Here is a 19,248-nt window from a genome sequence, read left to right as displayed (position 1 = left end):
GTCATGGAAGCTCAATCGCAATCGCAGAATCAATCGCCGCAGTCTCTCCAGCCGGCTGTTGCCACCCCGTCATTACCCAAAGGCGGTGGCGCGATTCAAAGCATCGGCAAGGGCTGGGGATCGGTTGGCACCAGCGGCGCGGCATCACTGGAGATCGCCCTGCCGATCAGCCCGGGCCGCGGTTACGCGCCCGCCCTGTCGCTGAGTTATCAAAGCACCTCCGGCAACGGTGTGTTCGGGCTTGGCTGGAATCTGAACACCAGCAAAGTGGCGCGTCGTGCCAGCAAGGGCGTACCGAGCTACACCGACGATGATCTTATTTTCGGCCCCGGAGGCGATGTCTGCCTGCCAGAACGCGACGACAGCGGCGCGCTGGTTTCGAGTCAGGTCAGCCGCTACAACGGTGATGATCTGGATGCGACTTATCAGGTAGTGCGTTACTTCAGCAGAGTCGAGGGGGCCTTTGCGCGCATCGAGCATTGGCGCGTAAACAACACAGATCCCGGCTTCTGGCTGATTCACGGCGCCGACGGCAGCCTGAACCTCTATGGCAGGAAGATCTCGTCGCGTATTGCCGACCCGGCAGACATGAACCGGGTTGCCGAATGGTTGCTGGATGAAAGCATGAATGCCGTCGGCGAACACATCCTCTACGAATACAAGCCCGAAGACCATCAGGGCCTGCCGGAGGATCACCCGAGAAACTTCCGCGCCCAACGTTACCTGAGCCGGGTTCGCTACGGCAATGCCAAGGCGCACCCTTTGCTTTACCTGTGGGAGGAAGATTCGCTGGACGATTTGCTGTGGCACTTCGACCTGTTATTCGACTATGGCCAGCGCGACACCCGCAGTGATCCGCCGCCCGCATATGACGAGCAATTTACCTGGCCGGTGCGCAGTGATCCGCATTCAAGTTTCGCCTACGGTTTTGAGCTGGGTAATCTGCGCCTGTGCCGGCAGGTTCTGATGTTCCATCACTTCCCGAATGAACTCGGAGCATCCCCGCTGCTGACCCGGCGACTGCTGCTGGAGCATTATCAGACAACCCTCGGCTACAACATGCTGAGCGCGGCGCATTCAGAAGCATGGGATGGCACTGACTGGCGGCGCGTCGATCGACAACCCCCTGTGCAATTTCAATACACCGATTTCAGTCTTGAGTCGGGCATTTACACGCCGCTGGAGCCCATGGCCGGCCTGAATGACGGCCAGCAATACCAGTTGGTCGATCTGTATGGCGACGGCTTGCCCGGCATTCTGTATCGCGACGACAAGGCCTGGCTTTATCGCGAACCGATCCGTGATACCGCTGGCACAGCGGATGCCGTTGCCTACGGAACCTGTCAACCGTTACCCCGCATTCCCACGGCTGATTCAGCCGCACCGGTACGTCAGACCCTGACAGATCTGACCGGCGACGGGCGGCTGGACTGGGTTGTCGCCCAACCGGGAATGGCCGGATTCTTTACCCTCAACCCTGATCGAAGCTGGTCGAAATACGCCACGTTCTCGGCTTTTCCTGCAGAGTTTTTCCACCCGCAAGGCCAAATGGCGGATCTGGTCGGCGACGGGCTGTCGGATCTGGCCTTGATCGGCCCACGTAGCGTTCGTCTGTATGCCAACCGTCGAGCCGATGGATTCGCCGCAGCGGTGGACATTCCTCACGACGAGGATCGCCTGCCATTGCTCAGCGACAGTTCCACTGAACTGGTGGCGTTCAGCGACCTGCTGGGTACCGGGCAACAACACCTGATCCGGATACGGCACAACGAAATCCGCGTCTGGCCGAACCTGGGCCGAGGCCGGTTCGGCAAGGGCCAGTTGTTTGCCACGCTGCCCTACACCTATGAAGCTTTCGATTCGAGCCGGGTGCGGCTGGCGGACCTGGATGGCTCAGGTGCCAGTGACGTGCTTTATCTGCAAGCCGATGGCTTCCAGGTCTTCATGAATCAGGGCGGCAACGGTCTGGCCGCGGCCTTCGATCAGCCCTGGCCAGAGGGCGTGCGTTATGACCGATTCTGCCAGTTCAGTGCGGTCGATCTGCTGGGCCTCGGCTTTTCCAGCCTGGTGCTGACCGTGCCACACATGGCGCCCCGGCACTGGAGCCTTTACTACGCAGCCGACCGGACAGGCTCGGTGCACAAACCGTATTTGCTGAAGGCCTCGGACAACAATCTCGGTGCTGCCGGAGAAGTCAGCTATCGCAGTTCGGCGCAGGAATGGCTGGACGAAAAGAACGAGCTGCGGGGCGCAGGCAGCGTTGCTGTCTCGGAATTGCCGTTCCCGGTTCATGTGGTCGTCAGGCAAACCCTGCAGGACAAGGCCACTGGCAATACGCTGACCCAGTTGTTCCGCTATCGACAGGGTTTCTATGACCCTCGCGAACGGGAGTTTCGCGGCTTCGGCCTGCTCCTGCAGACCGACACCGAAACGTCGTCGCAGAATCAGGAGGACTTTACCGCTCCGGTATTGAACAAGACCTGGTTCCACACCGGACGCTACCCCGCCAGACCTTGCACTGACTATGACCGCAGCGACCTCCTGGCACGCTTGCCCGGCGAGCATGTGCTGTCCCGACTCGACGCCGCAACCCAGACAGAGCTGCCGATAACGGACGCGGATGATGCGACCTTGCAGGAAATGGCACGAGCGCTGAGCGGCTCGGTACTGCGCGGCGAAGTCTTTGGACTCGACGCCAGTCAACGTCCCACAGTGCTGTATTCGACCCAGTCCTGCCGCTATCTGGTTCGCCAACTGCAAGCATTGAGCGCACATCGACCCTACGCATCGATGCTGCCGCTGAGCCTGGAAGTCATCACCTATCGTTACGAGGCCGAGGAACTGGAGGATCCGATGTGCGAACACAGCCTGAACCTGGCGTGGGACCGCTACGGCTCGGTGCTCCACTCAGCCAGCGTCAACTATGCGCGGCGCAAGAAACCGGGCGACGCGCCCCCCTTCGCGGACCCTTACCAGCAACAATGGTGGGAAGCGTCGCACGACGAAGCTCAACAACAGTTCTACGCGAATGAAATGCGCGCCGAAGCCATTCATCTGGACAGCCCGCAGAGCTGGCGTCTGGGGCTGCCTTACCGCACACGCAGCGATGCCATGCTCATTCCGGCAAGCGCCTTGACGCCTGCGCAGATCAGCTACGAACAGTTCGCCGATCCGGACGGGCCATTCGCCACCTTGCCACGCACGCTCACCAGTCTGTCGGTGCAACGCTACATCGGTTGTGGCGATGGCGAGGCGACCTTTCAGGCGCTGGCTGACGCCGTTGAAACGGCTGAACTGGATGATCATGCACTGAGCGCCTATGAGCGGGTCATGGACAGCGTCACTCTGGCCGAAAAACTCGTCGAGATCGGCTATCAGCAGATGCCAAGCTTTCTGCCAGCAGACAGCCTGAACCTGTGGTCGGTAAAACGCGGCTTCGCCACTTATGCCGGTCCGGAGCATTTCTTTCACCCCACCACATTCAGGCCCACACGCAGTCATGGCTGGAGTCTCGTCGAGTACGACGCCTACGATCTGTTCACGACTCGCATTACCGACCCGGCAGGCTGCGTCACCACGGCTGAATACGATTATCGTGTGCTGCAGCCAAGACGAATCATCGACCCCAATCAGAACAGTCAGGAAGCGGATTACGACGCCTTCGGCAGGGTATGGGCAACCAGCTTTTACGGCACGGAACTGGGTGAGGCAGCCGGTTTTCCGCCACTCAATCGCGCCGGACATTACTGGGCTTCTGCCAGCGATGTCGTACTGCAACCCGACTATGCGCTGGGCAGGCAGGCCAGCGCGGCCTATTACGATGGCAATACGGCTTTGGGGCGGGTCCACATCCCGCTGGCAACCGCTGTCCTGGTTGCAGACCGCTATCCCGAAGACCCGGACAGGCAGATCCGCATCAGCATGGCGTCGATAGGCGGCTTCGGCCGCACGCTGCAAACCCGTCAAAAGGTGGAGGACGGCGACGCCTATTCCGTCGATGAAGGGGGCAATCTCGAGCTGGTCGGCGGTCAACCGAAAATTGTCCATGCATCGCCACGCTGGCGGGTCAGTGAACGGGTGGAATACAACAATAAAGGCTTGGCGGTGCGCGTTTACCGGCCGTATTTCGCCAACAGCCATCTGTATGTGAACGACGCCTCGATACGCTCACAAAACATCGTCGACAAACAGTTCTACGACCCGCTGGGGCGTCCGACCATCACCATTACCGCCAAAGGCTGGATGCGCCGGCAGACCTATCGGGTCTGGTACACCATCAGTGAGGATGAAAACGACACGGCCGAGGAAGTGCTGGCAGCGAGGAAGGCAGCCGAGCATGGTCAGTAGCGCGGTACATGCCCATACGCCGGAGTTGATCGTTTGCGAGGGTCGTGGCCTGGTTGTGCGCCAGGTCCTTTTACATCGAACCGAAGCCACGGAAGCGGCCGCAATGCGGGTTACCCGACAGCGTTTCGACCCGGCAGGCAGAATGATCGCCGCCACTGATCCACGTCTGGCCAACGCCAACCGGAGCACTGTCTACAGCCTTGGCGGCAACGCGTTGGCCACTGAGAGTGTCGATGCCGGCTGGCAACGGGTGTTATTCGGCGAGGCGGGCCAGGTCTTGCGCGACTGGGATGGTCGCGGCACCGAGAAGCAGCTCGAGTACGACCTGCACCTGCGCCCGACAAGGATCATCGAACAGAATCGGTGTGCGGAGCGGTTCACCTATGGCCAGGCAGATGCAGCGGCACACAACCAATGCAATCAACTGGTTCGTCATGACGATACGGCGGGCTCGCGCTTGCTGGCGGATTACGGGCTGCTCGGCGTAGCGCTTTGTGAAGAACGACAGTTCCTGAAAACCCCTGAAAGCCCGGACTGGCCGCTGACCGAAGCCGAGCGCGATGCCTTGCTTGAGCCTGTCGTGCTGCAAACCTGCTGGCGGTTCAATGCGCTGGGCGACGCGCTTGCGCAGACCGATGCCATGGGCAATACCCAGGCATTTGGCATGACTGTCGCCGGGCAGTTGAAAGCGGCTGAACTGACATTGGCCAGTGCCTCACAGCCGCAGACACTGGTCAATGAAATTCATTACAACGCCTTCAATCAGGTCGAGCAGGAAACAGCGGGCAATGGCGTGGTCAGCCTTTATTCCTATGATCAACAGGACGGCCGACTGACCGGGCTGAGCGCGATATCTGCTGACGGCACGCTGCTGCAGCAACTCAATTACAGCTATGACCCGGTGGGCAATATCCTGCTCGTCAACGATACGTCTCAACCGGACAGGTATTGCGACAACCAGCTTATCGAACCCATCAGTCGCTTTGCTTACGACACGCTGTATCAACTGATCGAAGCCAGCGGCCGTGAAGTCCGAAACGGTGCCAGCCATGGCCCCGCGTTGCCCGGGCTGCAATCTCTGCCAACCATCGATCCTTGCCAGGTCAGCAACTACACGCAGAGTTACAGCTACGACGCTGCGGGTAACCTGCTGCAAATGCGCCACGAAGGCGCGCACAACTTCACCCGCAACATGCACGTTGCACCGGACAGCAATCGCAGCCTGCCCGACGATGACGGCGATGTGGATTTCGCTACGAGTTTTGATGCCAACGGCAATCTGCTGCAACTTGTACGTGGTCAGGTTATGGGCTGGGATGTGCGTAACCAGTTGCAGCACATCACCACTGTGCAACGTGAAGACGGGTCGAACGATGACGAACGCTATGTCTATGACGGCCAGGGTCAACGTTGTCGCAAGATCAGTACTGCTCAGGCATCAAGTCGCACGCTGATCAACGAAGTGCGCTACCTGCCGGGGCTGGAAATCCGCACCACGGCCGATGGCGAAATCCTCCATGTCATCACCGCTCAGGCGGGTCGCAATAGTGTGCGAGTGTTGCACTGGGAAGCCGGAAAGCCAGGCGCTATTGCGAACGATCAGGTGCGTTACAGCCTGGGTGATCATCTGGGCTCGAGCACGCTGGAACTGGATCAGCAAGGCGGCCTGATCAGCCAGGAAAGCTATTACCCTTTCGGCGGCACGGCCTGGTGGGCGGCGCGCAGCGCAGTGGAAGCGAAGTACAAGACCGTGCGTTATTCGGGCAAGGAGCGCGACGCCAGCGGGCTTTATTACTACGGGTTCAGGTATTACGCGCCGTGGTTGCAGCGGTGGATCAGTCCGGATCCGGCGGGGGATGTGGATGGGTTGAATCTGTACGGGTACGTAAAAAACAGTCCAATCACCTATTACGACAGGTTGGGATACATGGGGAAGCACGCGCTTGAGTCGCCGCCATCACCCGCTCGTCGAAAACCGATAACCTCAAATAGCTATGCCCTTGAAAATCAAGATGCGAGACCCGGTGTTTTGTGGGGCGATCAGGAGCCATTCCTCGGACCTGCTTACACATTACCAGACAGATATCTTGTTTCCGGATTGGAAAAAAGATTGGCCGCAGTTGATAAACGTTCCGGCGAGGCGACCGCTATCGTAGCGACGATGTTTGACCATAACAGCAGCTTGGCATACGGCCCCTACGTCGTAGAATCAAAGCATCTTCAAAAAGAGGACGACTTCCTCAACGAATACGCGCCCAACGAATGGACCTTTCGTTCAAATTACAAAAGAAGCGGAAGCAATGACTACCATGCCAATGACGTAGTCCGATACCAGTATAGAACCATCGCCCAAAAAACAAATACCCATGGCGTTTTACCTTCGGTTATAAAAAATAGCTTCGTCGTGAATAATGAGACGTTGACGAAAACTTTGACAATAGAAAACAAAACTCCGGAAATGCTACAGACTTTTCTTCAGGAAACGCCCAACGGCAAGCGAACTCAACGAGTACTTGACGACTTTGGCATGGAGGCTTTATGGGTTGATCGGCAGGGGGACTCAGAATTCCCCTTCGCTGACTTTATTGTTGCTGTACGCCCTAAACAGCAATCATATAGCCAGACTGGCTTTTACTAGGGAAACGATGGGGAAGACTTCCAAATTTGGTAGAACGTCTGATCTCAATCGCCGAGACGCCTGATGAAGCAGATGACCGACGCCGAAGACGCCGCATGGAAAGTTTCTCTTGGTCAATACCAGGTTGGTAAAAGGACGTCTAGACATGAACGAAGCTATGCATGCCCATACCACTGACCGAGTTTCAAATGGAGGCATTGTGGGTGCAGCGCCAAACAGATCCTGTACTGGATCCGATCAGCCATTTTACGCTCGGTACTTGCAACCGCAACTCAAAGCAAGCCCGCTCTCATTTATAAGACAGCCCCCTGACAATGCACAGAGGTCGAAAAAGTCTGTACGACCATTCTGACAAAAAGTAGAGATGTTTCAGTCAACACCAAAGGTTGCTGATCACCATGTTCGATAAAAATAAAGATTACGCTGCTGAAACATATGGATACCTGTATGCAACGTAATACCGATCGAACGTGGAGTTTTAAACATGGCATTTGACGCATATATCAAAATCGAAGGCATTCCAGGCGAAGCGCTGGATGATCGCTACAAGGACTGTATCGAGATCACCGGGTATGGTTTCGGCATGCACCAAAGTACCTCCGCCACGGCGAGTTCTTCAGGAGGCGCCTCGTCGGGTCGGACGTCCTTGAGTGATTTCACGTTCACCAAATCACTGGACAAGTCGAGCTGCAAGCTCATGGAAAGTTTGTGCGCGGGCAAGCACCTGAAGGAAGTCGTCTTGTCACTGCATCGTGCAGGCGGAGACAAGGTCAAATACTTTGAAGTGCTGCTGGAAGAAGTCATCATTTCCAACTACACCCAGCATGCCAACGATGGCATCCCCAGCGAGACCATCAGCCTCAACTACGGAAAAATAAAAACCACCTACACCCAGCAGAAAAGATCTGACGGTGCCGGTGGAGGGAATGTCTCGGGTGGCTGGAACCGTATCAACAACAAGGTCTATTCCTGACGTCTTGAACGCTCACGCATAAAACGTCACGACATGATCAAGGAAGGACTATGGCACGGCCATTTTTTACTGCTGCCTGGGCGGCTTCGCAACATATTTATGATCCGGTGGCACCGGAAAAACGAGTGGCAGAGGTGATTGGGGGGTTCGTCGCGAAGAACATAAACAACCCTGATCCTTCTACAAAATGGAGGAACACCTGTGCTGTTCGATTAAGTTACATCCTGAACTACTCAGGACTGAAAATACCTAAAGTATCTAAACAGACAGTCTCCGGCGCAGATCAGCACCAGTACTTTTTCCGTGTATCGAACCTGAAAAGCTTTTTGGAAACGCACTGGGGCAAGCCTGAGGTCGTCAAATACCCACCTTCTGACGGCGGAGCGCTTGCAAGAAAAAAAGGAATTATATTATTTGAAATATCGGGCTGGACAGACGCAAAAGGCCATGCAACGTTGTTTGACGGCAATCTTTGCTATGACCATTGCTACTTTAACGAGCCCGACGTCAACTACCGTACGGATACGGCAAACTTTTGGAGCCTAACCTCATGAAGTTTCTCTTCACAGCCTTCACAGTCTGTCTCGCACTCGTGGCAACCGAGAGCTTCGCACATACAAAACCTTCATCACCAGAGGGCATGCACCGAAGCTATGAAAAAAACTTCAAGGACCTGGTCCTCGCTACCTGTATAGCAAACGCTTACGCATATGACGTAAAGGTCGGAATTGACGCTGGAAGTAGCGTCACCGCCATTGAGGACTGGGCAAATTACGACTGGGAAGTGGGACCTGATGAAATACGAGCACTCGTAAAGAAGTATCTGACCAGAGATTATACAAACCCCTTAACCGAGTCCGAGATAAAAGGTGTAAAATTTGACCTTTTAAAGTGCCTGGATCTTTACCACAGTAAGGATCTGAATGACTTGACAAAAAAGACTGTCGTAAATCCAACACACACCTACATGCAAGACTACAAATAAAATCCATATTCACAGGGAGGTTCGTAGAATGAAATCACGTCTTGCGGCCCTTACAGCATCTCTAGTCTTGGCACCATCCAACTGCTTTGCCTACACCCCCACCTCATCGCCCGAAGGCATGTACAGAACCTTTGAAAAAAACTACAAGGACATGGCGCTCGCCACCTGCATAACCACCGCTTATAAATATGACGTAAACGTCGGAATTGACGCGGGCAGCAGTGTCAGTGCGCTGCGTGACTGGACCTACTATGACATGGAAAAAAGTCCTCTTGCCGTCAAGGCCCTGGTTGAAAAATACCTCGCGCGCGACTACACAAACCCGTTGGCCGAATCCCAGATCAAAGGTATAAAATTCGACCTGCTGAAATGCCTGGACATGTATCACAGCAAGGAGCTCGACGCGTTGACGAAGAAGGTCGTGACCCACCCGAATCAGACCTACATGCAGAATATCAAAAAACCTTAACCACTCCCTTCATGCAACAAGCCTGTCCGGCAAAAGCTGCACAGGCTATTTTCATTACAAGCACCCTACTCCGCACATTATCTGTAGGGCAGAGACATATCATGCTGCTTCACTGTGATCCGATAGCTGCTTAACGTCTCGCCCTCGGTGATGTACTGCTTGCTGAAATACTGATAAACAGCACCTGTCACTTCCACGCCTACACCGTTGGGCGTATCGGAAATTCTCACATCACTCAGAGCACTGTCCGTCAGCAAGAAAAGGCTGGCTTCGTTCAATTGCTTCAACACTTGCGAATCGCTACCTGCCAGACGTTTGCTGATGTAAAACCGCAAGGTGTTCAGATCCGTCGCGGGCGCCCAGTAGCAGGTGATGTAAAGCCAGTCCCCCTGCGGTAGCTCGCGCTTCATCACGACTTCATCTGCGCCCGAAGGGCTGTCCAGATAGTCGAACAGGGTGAGCTTCAAAACCACTATCGAGAACAGCAGCCAAAAGAAGAATTTATAGTTGAATTTCAGATTTAGGCTTTCAGGCTGCTGCCCATCACTCCCTGTGTTATCCATTTCCTGCCCTTAGCGCTGAACACGTCTTTATGCTGTAGAGAAGAGTGTACCCACGTTTTCGAGAGGGCAACGAGAACATCCTCAGCAAGCCCATTTCGATAATTCTTGTAGGAATTATCAGCAGGACGCCTCCCTTCCAATTGAAGGAAATTTCCGAGAAAATCCCGGCCTCTTGCGCTTGGCTATTCAGGTCTCTAGCCTTCATCGATCGCTGCCCAATCAGCGATCAGGTTTGGTAGACCTGCTTTTGCTGGCGCAATGTGCCACCTCCGCGAGGCGATCTCTTTCGTCCCGTTTTCATGGTGGCCGTGCGCATGGCATCTTCGGATGCACCGGGTGCCAGCAGCCGGTCTACCAACTTGCACACGGCCGCCACCTTATCGTTTGGTAGCGATGAGTGACGGCTCCCACAAGTTCTGCTGGAGTTGCAAACATGCCCGATAAAATCGTCCCCGACCCGCCCACCGCCCTGTTCACCGTCAACGCATCCGTCAGCCAGGAGGAAGCGCTCAATTACGCTTCGGATCTGCTGCGCTGCATCATTACGACGGCCTATGAGTCCGGCGATAGCACCCAGGGCACCAGCCGTGACCTGGCGTTTTCGGTGTTGCACATGGCCGAGATGGCCAAAGCCATGGTTGATCGTTCACTGGAATGCATCGTTTGAGCAGATGACAACCGGGGCCGCGCTCGGCCCCGCGCAAACCTCAGTTACGCTGATCCAGCAAGTTCACCACCAGCCGGTCGATCCAGCCCCACAAGCGCTGCTTGACCCGTCGCCACAGCGGTCTGGCCTTCCAGTCTGCCAACGTGGTTTCGACGCTCAGGGCGAAGTCTTTTTCGAAGCTGGCGACCACGTCGCGGGTCAGTCCGGGGTCGAGAGCTTCGAGGTTGGCTTCCAGGTTGAAGCGCAGGTTCCAGTGATCGAAGTTGCACGAGCCGAGACTCACCCAGTCGTCGATCAGGACCATTTTCAGGTGCAGAAAGCAGGGCTGGTATTCGAACACCTTGACCCCGGCGCGTAACAGGCGCGGGTAGTAGCGTTGACCGGCATAGCGTACGGACGGGTGATCGGTGCGCGGTCCGGTCAGCAGCAAACGCACATCAACGCCACGCGCCGCAGCCCTGCGCAAAGAGCGGCGAACTTTCCAGGTGGGCAGAAAGTAAGGAGTTGCCAGCCAGATCCGCTTTTGCCCGGTGTTCAGCGCACGCACCAGCGATTGCAGAATGTCGCGGTGCTGGCGGGAATCGGCATACGCCACGCGGCCCAGCCCCTCGCCGGTTGTCGGGGCCTTGGGCAGGTGATCAAGGCCGAAGTTTTCTTTCGGACGCCAGGCGAAACGCCGGGCGTTGGCGTGGAACTGCCGGTTGAACAGCGCCTGCCAGTCAATCACCAGCGGCCCGGTGATTTCGACCATCACTTCGTGCCACTGGCTGGCGTCCTTGTCCGGCTCCCAGAACTCGTCGGTCACGCCGGTGCCCCCCACCACGGCCAAGGCCTTGTCCACCACCAGCAGTTTGCGATGGTCGCGGTAGAAGTTACGCACGCCCCGCCGCCAGTGGATCGGATTGTAGAAACGCAGAATCACACCGGCATCGGTCAGTTGCTTGCGCAGGCCGGCGTCGAAGGCTTTTGAACCGAAGTCATCGAACAGGCAGCGCACGATCACGCCACGCCTGCCCGCCTCGACCAGCGCGCGCACGATGGCGTCGGCGCAAGCCCCGGCTTCGACCAGGTACAATTCCAGATCGACCTGCTGCTCGGCGCGATCAATGGCTGCGATCATGCGCGGAAAGAACGCAGGGCCGTCGATCAGCAATTGAAAGCGGTTGTTTTCACGCCACGGGAAAATCGCACCGTTCATATCAGCGCGCCGTGAAGATCAGGACAGCCCCGACCGGGACCGAGAGGCTCACCGCCGACAATCCTGCGGCGTTGCGCAAAGCCTTGAAATCCGGGGCCATATCGAAATCCTGGGCATGGATCACCAGCGGCTCGAGCGTCACGACCTGAAAGCGCCGCTCGTCGAGACGCGTCGCCAGCAGCTCGGCGTTATAACTGTGGGTCTCGCCGCGCAGGCTGACGGTCAGCGGTAAACGCAGTTCGAGCTGTGCGCCGGGCGCCAGGTTATTGATCGGGCGCATGTCGAGCTGCGCATTGATCTGAGCAGTCGGAAACTTGCGCACCTGAAACACCTGCTCTCGAAGGCGCTCGTCGCGCAGAGGAATGCCGGTGCTGACCGAGTCGGTTTCAACCTCTACCTCAGCCAGCCCCTTGGCGTCGACTTTGCCGTGCAGCACGAGAAAGCGATGCACCTCGGCAATATCGGCATTTTTGGTCGAGGTGAACGAGAGTCGCGATGACTCGTTATCCAGATACCAGTTCGCATGGGCAGGTAACGCCACTGCGGCCAGCATGACCAGCAGCAGGCGATTCATAGTGAGCATGCAGACTCCAGACGTGCAATTGAGGGCCACCTTATCCGCCTGTCTGACCGCTGGCAAACGCCTACGTTCGGCGGCAATCCATCAAGCCCTCATGGCAGCAGGCGACAGCCCTGTCGCTCACCCTGCCACGATGCACTGCTGGTGCGTCCCAGGCCGCTGGCAATGACCCGTTTTTGACTGCTGTCGTCAACCAGGGTGCTGGGCAGATACTGCTTGATGTAGCCCTGGCAATACGCTTCGGAATTGTTCATGACGTACCTGCACGAACAGTATTCCTTGGCGGTGTAGGCACTGATGATGGTCGGAAATGCCTGCAGGTTCACACGGTACTGCCAGGCGAGTACGGCAAGTGCGGCAACGATCAGCAATAGCAGGCTGCTGAAGGGACGGCGCAGGATGAACATTCGACGCGAGCTCATTGACCGCCCTCCTTGCCGAACGCGGCCTGTACGCGCTTGAGCATCTCATTGTGGTTGTAGGTACTGTCGCGGTCATCGGCATAGCGCACGATCACCAGCTTCTGATCGGGAATCACATACAGCGCCTGCCCCCAATGCCCCAGTGCCGCGAAGGTGTCGGGGGGAGCGTCCGGCCACGGTCCTTTGCCGCCATCGCCAGTGCGGTTAAGCCACCATTGACCTGCGGGCACTTCAACGCTGGCATCCACGCTTTCGCCGGCAAACGGCGTCAGCGCGAAGTCCATCCACTGCTTGTTCAGCAACTGCCGATCCTGCCATTGTCCGCCGCGCTGCATCAGCAGGCCGATGCGGGCCAGATCGCGGGCGGTCATGTAGGCATAAGAAGAGCCTACAAATGTACCCGCGCCATCGGTTTCCCAGACCGCACTGAGGATGCCGAGCGGGTCGAACAGCGCGGTCCATGGATAATCCGGATAAGCCTCATCGCCGACCATCTTTTTCAAGGCCGCCGCCAGCACGGTGCTGTCGCCGCTGGAATAAAGGTAAGTCTTGCCAGGGGGCTGGGCAGCGCTGTGATCGGCAGTGAAACGCGCCATGTCGTCACGCCCGCGGGTGTAGAGCATGGCAACCACCGAGGAGTTGAGCGGAGCGTATTCGTAGTCTTCCTGCCAATCCAGACCCGAAGCCCAGTGCATCAGGTCTTTGATGGCGATATCGGGGTGCGCCTTGAACGGCGTGTAGAACTTCGCTACCGGGTCATTCAGTTGAAAGCGCCCTTCTGCGAACGCCACCCCCAGCACCGTCGCCATGATGCTTTTGCTGATCGACCAGGTCAGGTGCGGCGTTTGCGCGGTGGTCACACCGGCATAGCGCTCGTACACAACGTCGCCATCACGAATCACCAGCAGCGCATCGGTGCGTACGCCCTTGCGCGTGGCGTCGTCGCGAGGCGGGAAAGCGTAGGCCTCAAGCTCTTCGATGGCCGCAGATCGCGGCACAGACCGAGAAGGCCATTGCTCTGTCGGCCATGTTTGAGCAACGACGCCCTGGGCACTGAAACCCAGGATCAGAACCAGACACAGGCGGACAAATCTACGCGGCATGACAGGGCCTCTAAAGAGTAATCCGCACACCGTATCAGCGTTTCGTGACAGTTAGCCATCGCCCCGGGAACGGACGCAGAGCGTCCGGAACGGCACGTCCAGGCGGAGCACGCGCGATAGTGATTCTGCTTAGGCCGATCGTTCCTCACGCGTGGGAATGCACTCGCGTGACGCTCTGCGTCACAAATCTGCGCCGCCCTGCAACGGTCAAGACCGAACGCAGAAGAAATGGCCCCAGCGTTTCCCGTCACACAACCATCACCAAAGCTTCACAGGCATGACACGCCATCTCCCTAGCCTGCAGTTACGGCAAAGCGCCTGGACAAATCAGTCAACCAGCCCTTTCTGCATCTGCAAGGCTGGCTCATGGAGATTCGTATGACCCAGATCGCCCGCATTCGTGACAACACTTCTGAACGTCGTCTTCAGGCCGAGCGCCTGATTGGAGCGCGCGCCTTGCAGGAAGCACAGGCGTTGCGTTTCAGTGTGTTCAGCGAAGAGTTCAACGCTCGTCTCAACGGCGCGGAACAAGGCCTGGACATCGACGATTACGATGTTCACTGCTCGCACATCGGGGTACGCGACCTGAACACCGGGCGTCTGGTTGCCACGACCCGGCTGCTCGACCACCAGGCCGCCAACACGCTGGGGCGCTTCTACAGCGAAGAAGAGTTCAGCCTGCACGGGCTGGTCAATCTGCAAGGGCCGATCCTCGAACTGGGTCGCACCTGCGTCGATCCGGCCTACCGCAACGGCGGCACCATTGCGGTGTTGTGGAGCGAACTGGCCGAGGTGCTCAACGAAGGCGGCTACAGCTACCTGATGGGCTGCGCGAGCATCCCGATGCAGGACGGCGGTATTCAGGCCCATGCGATCATGCAACGCCTGCGCGAACGCTACCTGTGCAACGAGCACCTGCGCGCCGAACCGAAGAATCCGCTGCCGACCCTCGACATCCCGAGCAATGTGATCTGCGAGATGCCACCGCTGCTCAAGGCCTACATGCGTCTGGGGGCCAAGATCTGTGGCGAACCGTGCTGGGACGAAGACTTCCAGGTGGCCGACGTGTTCATCCTGCTCAAGCGCGACGACCTGTGCCCGCGCTATGCCCGCCACTTCAAGGCGGCCGTGTGATGAGCCGGTTGCGCGGCTATGCCCGCGTAGTCCGGGTGCTACTGGTCGTAGCGCTCGGATTGACGATTGCCAGCGCGTTCGCGGTCCTGGAACGCACCAGGATCGGAGGTTCGATGGAGCGCAGACAGCGCTGGAGCCGCTGGTTCATGGCACGCCTGACCAACGCCCTGCCGTTTCGCGTCACCGTGACAGGTCAACTGCCGACCCAGCCCATGCTGTGGGTCAGCAATCATGTGTCATGGACCGACATCGCCCTGCTCGGCATGCTCGCGCCGCTGTCGTTTCTGTCGAAGGCCGAAGTACGCACCTGGCCGGTAGCGGGCTGGCTGGCGCTGAAGGCCGGTACGCTGTTCATTCGTCGCGGATCGGGCGACAGCCGTCTGATCCAGAAGCAGATGTGCAACCACCTGCAACAAGGCAACGCACTGCTGATCTTCCCCGAAGGCACCACCACGGACGGCAAAAGCCTGCGCACCTTTCACGGTCGTCTGCTGTCCAGCGCCATCGACGCTGGCGTGCCGATTCAGCCGGTGGCCATTGGTTACTCGCGTGACGGCAAACCGGACCCGATAGCCCCGTTCATTGGCGACGATGACCTGCTGTCGCATTTGCGCCGACTGTTCGCCAACGAGCAGAGCGACGTGCATATTCACTTGCTGACACCGATCCCGACCGCTGACCAGGAACGCGCCGCACTGGCCTTCAAGGCCCAGCAGGCCGTTCAGGTAGCGTTGTTTGGCGAGCCGCAGGCTCAGCCGAGCGAAGTGGTTTCGCGTCCGGCCCGAGCGGCCTGAGCGAAATTCTCGAGCAGCGGATAGAACTCGGCGAAATCCGCACTCAAGGGCTGGTACAGCGCCTGCAGTTCCTGCATGCCGCCGGCCAGCCCTTCGGGTCGTGACAGGCGTCGGGATATCCCGCTCAACACCTGCTCCAGCACCCCGAAATCCCGGTACGAACCCAACCAGTCCTGCGCCGCCATGCGCGGTGCGATCAGCGCCAGCCGCTCGGGCAACTGCGGCTCGGCAGCCAGCGTGGCATAGACCTTGCGGGTGAATGCGTCCAACGGCAGATCGGCATAACGATGCCAGTCGCGCGCCAGGCAATGATCGAAAAAGACGTCGAGCATGATGCCGGCATAGCGCCGTCTCTGCAGCGGAAAGCGCGCAATGGAGGCCTTGATCAGCGGATGACTGTCAGTGAAGGCGTCGATGCTGCGATGCAGACGAATCGCCGCTTCCAGCTCCGCAGGAAAACGTCCCGGCAGCGGACCTTTGACGAAGTCGCCATACAGGCTGCCGAGCAATTGAGCGGGCCGATGCCCACCAAGATGAAGATGTGCCAAGTAGTTCATGGCTGCAAGCCTAGGCCGCTTTCGGGCCTGCTGTCCATATATCGTTATAACCCGATATAGCGATTTGACCCATCCTAAGCACATAATCATATTTGTATATCGCTAAATACAGATATAAGGTTCGCTCTATCGCGATATAACGCTACACCGCCTGTGAGAACGACATGCCTATCGACCTCGACGACATAATAAAAGCCCTGGCCCACCCGGTCCGCCGAGAAATCCTGACCTGGCTGAAAGACCCGCGTGCAAGCTTTCCCGCCCAGGAGTACTCGATCGAACACGGCGTGTGCGCCGGACAGATCGATCAGCGTGCGGGATTGTCACAATCCACTGTCTCGGCCCATCTGGCGACTTTGCAACGCGCTGGCCTGATCAGCAGCAAGAAGGTCGGCCAATGGCATTTCTTCAGACGCAACGAAGAAGTCATACAGGCATTCGTTCAGGCGCTGGTTGAAGAACTGAACAACCCGACCTGATTTTCCAACGTTTACCAGGAGCTGCCCCGTGCCTCTTTCGCTACTCATTCTGGCCCTGAGCGCCTTCGCCATCGGCACCACCGAATTCGTCATCATGGGCCTGCTGCCTGATGTGGCGGCTGACCTTGGCGTATCGATCCCCGGTGCCGGCTGGCTGGTGACCGGCTATGCGCTGGGTGTCGCCGTCGGTGCGCCGTTCATGGCCATGGCCACGGCAAAACTGCCGCGCAAGGCTGCGCTGGTCACGCTGATGGGGATTTTCATCATTGGCAATCTGCTCTGTGCGCTGGCCAGTGACTACAACGTCCTGATGTTCGCCCGCGTGGTGACTGCGCTGTGCCACGGTGCGTTCTTCGGCATCGGCTCGGTGGTTGCCGCAGGTCTGGTGCCCGCCAACCGGCGTGCCTCAGCGGTGGCCTTGATGTTCACCGGCCTGACCCTGGCCAACGTACTGGGCGTGCCGCTGGGCACTGCGCTGGGTCAATACGCAGGCTGGCGCTCGACCTTCTGGGCTGTCACGGTCATCGGCGTGATTGCGCTGATCGGCCTGATCCGCTTTCTGCCGACCAACCGCAATGAAGAAAAGCTCGATATGCGCGCTGAACTGGGCGCTCTCCGCGGTGCCGGCATCTGGCTGTCGCTGACCATGACTGCGCTGTTCTCGGCGTCCATGTTCACCCTGTTCACTTACATTGCCCCGCTGCTCGGCGAAGTCACCGGTGTATCGCCCAACGGCGTGACCTGGACCCTGCTGCTCATCGGTCTGGGCCTGACCGCCGGCAACGTGATCGGCGGCAAGATGGCCGACCGCCGCCTGTCATCCACGCTGATTGGCGTGTTCGTCTCGATGGCGGTGATCTCCACCGTACTCAGCTGGACCAGCGCCGCGCTGATCCCGACTGAAATCACCCTGTTCCTCTGGGCAGTCGCGGCCTTCGCTGCCGTCCCGGCGCTGCAGATCAACGTGGTGACCTTCGGTAAGGCGGCACCCAACCTGGTTTCAACCTTGAACATCGGCGCCTTCAACGTCGGCAACGCACTCGGCGCCTGGGTCGGTGGCAGCGTCATCGCCCACGGTCTGGGCCTGACCAGCGTACCGCTGGCGGCAGCCGTACTGGCAGTGCTGGCGCTGCTGATCACCCTGATTACTTTCCGTCAGACCGGCAATCCGGATCTGGCACACGCTACGCATTGATCAATTACGAGGATTCGATACATGACGACTATCTTTGACCCGATCACCCTGGGCGATCTGCAACTGCCCAACCGCATCATCATGGCCCCACTGACGCGCTGCCGTGCCGATGAAGGCCGTGTACCGAACGCGATGATGGCCGAGTATTACGTGCAGCGCGCCTCGGCCGGCCTGATCCTGACCGAAGCCACCTCTGTCACGCCGATGGGCGTGGGCTACCCCGACACCCCGGGCATCTGGTCCAACGACCAGGTACGTGGCTGGAGCAATATCACCAAGGCCGTGCACAACGCCGGTGGCCGTATCGCCCTGCAGTTGTGGCACGTGGGCCGTATTTCCCACCCGTCCTACCTGAACGGCGAAACCCCGGTCGCGCCGAGTGCCATTGCGGCTGAAGGGCACGTGAGCCTGATGCGCCCCATCACACCACTGCCAGTACCTCGCGCGCTGGAGCTGGCGGAAATCGGTGACATCGTCGAGGCCTATCGCGTCGGTGCGGAAAACGCCAAGGCTGCGGGCTTCGACGGCGTGGAAGTGCATGGCGCCAACGGCTATCTGCTCGAACAGTTCCTGCTGACCGGCAGCAACCAGCGCACCGACGAGTACGGCGGTTCGGTGGAAAATCGTGCGCGTCTGCTGCTCGAAGTGACCGACGCAGTCATCGATGTCTGGGGCGCTGGCCGTGTAGGTGTTCACCTCTCGCCTCGCTTCGACATGCACGACATGAGCGATGCAAACCGTGCTGAAACCTTCAGCTACGTGGCCAAAGAGCTCGGCAAGCGCGGTATCGCCTTCATCTGTGCCCGTGAGCATGATGCTGAAGACAGCCTCGGCCCACAGTTGAAGAAGGATTTCGGCGGCGTTTATATCGCCAACGAGAAGTTCACCAAAGACAGCGCCAATGCCTGGCTGGCAGAAGGCAAGGCCGACGCAATCGCGTTCGGTGTGCCGTACATTGCCAACCCTGACCTGCCGGAGCGGCTGGCCAGCGATGCCCCTCTGAACGAAGCCCATCCGGAGACGTTCTACGCCAAAGGGCCGGTCGGTTACATCGACTACCCGCGCCTGTAAAACGTTACTGCAAGGCAAAAAACCCTGACTCGCAAGAGTCAGGGTTTTTTTATCGCCCGTGTAAGGGTAACCG

The 19,248-nt window shown here is 58.3% G+C and carries 18 protein-coding genes; 12 read left to right on the top strand and 6 right to left on the bottom strand.

Features of this window, described 5'->3' with window-relative positions:
• The first annotated feature begins 3 nt into the window (after window positions 1-3).
• The 6 genes from QRN50_RS11290 (at window position 4) to QRN50_RS11265 (ending at window position 9,412) form a co-directional block, all read left to right on the top strand.
• The gene (locus QRN50_RS11290) at window positions 4-4,347 is read left to right on the top strand and encodes a SpvB/TcaC N-terminal domain-containing protein (protein ID WP_096126724.1); all 4,344 of its coding nucleotides are present in this window, start codon (window positions 4-6) and stop codon (window positions 4,345-4,347) included.
• Complete coding sequence (locus QRN50_RS11285) at window positions 4,337-6,985, top strand: RHS repeat-associated core domain-containing protein (RefSeq protein ID WP_285427545.1); 2,649 nt, start codon at window positions 4,337-4,339, stop codon at window positions 6,983-6,985. The genes QRN50_RS11290 and QRN50_RS11285 overlap by 11 nt, the downstream gene beginning before the upstream one ends.
• Window positions 6,986-7,469: 484 nt before the next feature.
• Complete coding sequence (locus QRN50_RS11280) at window positions 7,470-7,958, top strand: Hcp family type VI secretion system effector (RefSeq protein WP_003345343.1); 489 nt, start codon at window positions 7,470-7,472, stop codon at window positions 7,956-7,958.
• Window positions 7,959-8,008: 50 nt separating this feature from the next.
• Window positions 8,009-8,512 carry a type VI secretion system amidase effector protein Tae4 gene (locus QRN50_RS11275; RefSeq protein ID WP_011268807.1) on the top strand — a complete coding sequence of 168 codons (504 nt, stop codon included), beginning with the start codon at window positions 8,009-8,011 and terminating at the stop codon, window positions 8,510-8,512.
• Window positions 8,509-8,943 (top strand): type VI secretion system amidase immunity protein Tai4, encoded by a 435-nt coding sequence (locus QRN50_RS11270; protein WP_011268808.1) that lies wholly within the window; start codon window positions 8,509-8,511, stop codon window positions 8,941-8,943. The genes QRN50_RS11275 and QRN50_RS11270 overlap by 4 nt, the downstream gene beginning before the upstream one ends.
• Window positions 8,944-8,971: 28 nt before the next feature.
• Window positions 8,972-9,412 (top strand): type VI secretion system amidase immunity protein Tai4, encoded by a 441-nt coding sequence (locus tag QRN50_RS11265; protein ID WP_060401018.1) that lies wholly within the window; start codon window positions 8,972-8,974, stop codon window positions 9,410-9,412.
• Window positions 9,413-9,489: 77 nt separating this feature from the next.
• On the opposite strand, the gene QRN50_RS11260 is transcribed toward QRN50_RS11265, so the two are convergent.
• A complete protein-coding gene (locus QRN50_RS11260; RefSeq protein WP_060401019.1) occupies window positions 9,490-9,975 on the bottom strand; it encodes a hypothetical protein in 486 nt (161 codons plus the stop codon).
• Between the two features lie 433 nt (window positions 9,976-10,408).
• Between QRN50_RS11260 and QRN50_RS11255 the strand changes: the two genes are divergently transcribed.
• Entirely contained in the window at window positions 10,409-10,642 is a 234-nt protein-coding gene (locus tag QRN50_RS11255) for a DUF6124 family protein (protein ID WP_003313478.1), read from the top strand.
• Window positions 10,643-10,682: 40 nt separating this feature from the next.
• Here the strand turns inward: QRN50_RS11255 and QRN50_RS11250 are convergent, their stop codons facing one another.
• The 4 genes from QRN50_RS11250 to QRN50_RS11235 all read right to left on the bottom strand — a co-directional run bounded on the left by QRN50_RS11250 (window position 10,683) and on the right by QRN50_RS11235 (window position 13,945).
• Window positions 10,683-11,840: a phospholipase D-like domain-containing protein gene (locus QRN50_RS11250; protein WP_060401020.1), complete on the bottom strand. Its 1,158-nt coding sequence runs from the start codon at window positions 11,838-11,840 to the stop codon at window positions 10,683-10,685.
• Between the two features lies 1 nt (window position 11,841).
• Window positions 11,842-12,423, bottom strand: a complete 582-nt coding sequence (locus QRN50_RS11245) for a YceI family protein (RefSeq protein ID WP_060401021.1) — start codon at window positions 12,421-12,423, stop codon at window positions 11,842-11,844.
• 89 nt (window positions 12,424-12,512) lie between these two features.
• Complete coding sequence (locus tag QRN50_RS11240; RefSeq protein WP_003405911.1) at window positions 12,513-12,842, bottom strand: hypothetical protein; 330 nt, start codon at window positions 12,840-12,842, stop codon at window positions 12,513-12,515.
• Window positions 12,839-13,945 carry a serine hydrolase domain-containing protein gene (locus QRN50_RS11235; protein WP_096127449.1) on the bottom strand — a complete coding sequence of 369 codons (1,107 nt, stop codon included), beginning with the start codon at window positions 13,943-13,945 and terminating at the stop codon, window positions 12,839-12,841. The genes QRN50_RS11240 and QRN50_RS11235 overlap by 4 nt, the downstream gene beginning before the upstream one ends.
• Window positions 13,946-14,323: 378 nt before the next feature.
• Between QRN50_RS11235 and olsB the strand changes: the two genes are divergently transcribed.
• Together olsB and QRN50_RS11225 are read left to right on the top strand one after the other, a co-directional pair.
• Window positions 14,324-15,079: an L-ornithine N(alpha)-acyltransferase gene (gene olsB, locus QRN50_RS11230; RefSeq protein ID WP_003405915.1), complete on the top strand. Its 756-nt coding sequence runs from the start codon at window positions 14,324-14,326 to the stop codon at window positions 15,077-15,079.
• Entirely contained in the window at window positions 15,079-15,873 is a 795-nt protein-coding gene (locus QRN50_RS11225) for a lysophospholipid acyltransferase family protein (RefSeq protein WP_011268813.1), read from the top strand. Before olsB ends, QRN50_RS11225 begins: the two co-directional genes overlap by 1 nt.
• Here QRN50_RS11225 and QRN50_RS11220 read toward each other — a convergent pair.
• Complete coding sequence (locus QRN50_RS11220) at window positions 15,831-16,430, bottom strand: acyl carrier protein phosphodiesterase (protein ID WP_003405918.1); 600 nt, start codon at window positions 16,428-16,430, stop codon at window positions 15,831-15,833. The two genes, QRN50_RS11225 and QRN50_RS11220, sit on opposite strands and share 43 nt — an antisense overlap.
• Before the next feature lie 164 nt (window positions 16,431-16,594).
• On the opposite strand from QRN50_RS11220, the gene QRN50_RS11215 reads away from it, so the two are divergent.
• The 3 genes from QRN50_RS11215 to QRN50_RS11205 are packed head-to-tail and all read left to right on the top strand — an operon-like array spanning window position 16,595 to window position 19,175.
• On the top strand, window positions 16,595-16,909 hold the full coding sequence (locus QRN50_RS11215) for an ArsR/SmtB family transcription factor (protein WP_003405921.1): 315 nt from the start codon (window positions 16,595-16,597) through the stop codon (window positions 16,907-16,909).
• Window positions 16,910-16,937: 28 nt separating this feature from the next.
• Window positions 16,938-18,104 carry an MFS transporter gene (locus tag QRN50_RS11210; protein ID WP_024640932.1) on the top strand — a complete coding sequence of 389 codons (1,167 nt, stop codon included), beginning with the start codon at window positions 16,938-16,940 and terminating at the stop codon, window positions 18,102-18,104.
• Window positions 18,105-18,125: 21 nt separating this feature from the next.
• A complete protein-coding gene (locus tag QRN50_RS11205; RefSeq protein ID WP_003405927.1) occupies window positions 18,126-19,175 on the top strand; it encodes an alkene reductase in 1,050 nt (349 codons plus the stop codon).
• Window positions 19,176-19,248 lie beyond the last annotated feature (73 nt).

This window comes from Pseudomonas sp. MEJ108 (assembly GCF_030208985.1).
GTDB classification, from domain to species: Bacteria; Pseudomonadota; Gammaproteobacteria; order Pseudomonadales; family Pseudomonadaceae; genus Aquipseudomonas; species Aquipseudomonas fragariae.
The sequence above is the reverse complement of the archived record's forward strand: the minus strand, read 5'-3'. Positions and strand labels throughout refer to the sequence as shown.

Bases quoted from the DNA above. Each gene is read 5' to 3' on its own strand.
- QRN50_RS11290 (WP_096126724.1), top strand. From the start codon at position 4: ATGGAAGCTCAATCGCAATCGCAGAATCAATCGCCGCAGTCTCTCCAG.
- QRN50_RS11285 (WP_285427545.1), top strand. From the start codon at position 4,337: ATGGTCAGTAGCGCGGTACATGCCCATACGCCGGAGTTGATCGTTTGC.
- QRN50_RS11280 (WP_003345343.1), top strand. From the start codon at position 7,470: ATGGCATTTGACGCATATATCAAAATCGAAGGCATTCCAGGCGAAGCG.
- QRN50_RS11275 (WP_011268807.1), top strand. From the start codon at position 8,009: ATGGCACGGCCATTTTTTACTGCTGCCTGGGCGGCTTCGCAACATATT.
- QRN50_RS11270 (WP_011268808.1), top strand. From the start codon at position 8,509: ATGAAGTTTCTCTTCACAGCCTTCACAGTCTGTCTCGCACTCGTGGCA.
- QRN50_RS11265 (WP_060401018.1), top strand. From the start codon at position 8,972: ATGAAATCACGTCTTGCGGCCCTTACAGCATCTCTAGTCTTGGCACCA.
- QRN50_RS11260 (WP_060401019.1), bottom strand. From the start codon at position 9,975: ATGGATAACACAGGGAGTGATGGGCAGCAGCCTGAAAGCCTAAATCTG.
- QRN50_RS11255 (WP_003313478.1), top strand. From the start codon at position 10,409: ATGCCCGATAAAATCGTCCCCGACCCGCCCACCGCCCTGTTCACCGTC.
- QRN50_RS11250 (WP_060401020.1), bottom strand. From the start codon at position 11,840: ATGAACGGTGCGATTTTCCCGTGGCGTGAAAACAACCGCTTTCAATTG.
- QRN50_RS11245 (WP_060401021.1), bottom strand. From the start codon at position 12,423: ATGCTCACTATGAATCGCCTGCTGCTGGTCATGCTGGCCGCAGTGGCG.
- QRN50_RS11240 (WP_003405911.1), bottom strand. From the start codon at position 12,842: ATGAGCTCGCGTCGAATGTTCATCCTGCGCCGTCCCTTCAGCAGCCTG.
- QRN50_RS11235 (WP_096127449.1), bottom strand. From the start codon at position 13,945: ATGCCGCGTAGATTTGTCCGCCTGTGTCTGGTTCTGATCCTGGGTTTC.
- olsB (WP_003405915.1), top strand. From the start codon at position 14,324: ATGACCCAGATCGCCCGCATTCGTGACAACACTTCTGAACGTCGTCTT.
- QRN50_RS11225 (WP_011268813.1), top strand. From the start codon at position 15,079: ATGAGCCGGTTGCGCGGCTATGCCCGCGTAGTCCGGGTGCTACTGGTC.
- QRN50_RS11220 (WP_003405918.1), bottom strand. From the start codon at position 16,430: ATGAACTACTTGGCACATCTTCATCTTGGTGGGCATCGGCCCGCTCAA.
- QRN50_RS11215 (WP_003405921.1), top strand. From the start codon at position 16,595: ATGCCTATCGACCTCGACGACATAATAAAAGCCCTGGCCCACCCGGTC.
- QRN50_RS11205 (WP_003405927.1), top strand. From the start codon at position 18,126: ATGACGACTATCTTTGACCCGATCACCCTGGGCGATCTGCAACTGCCC.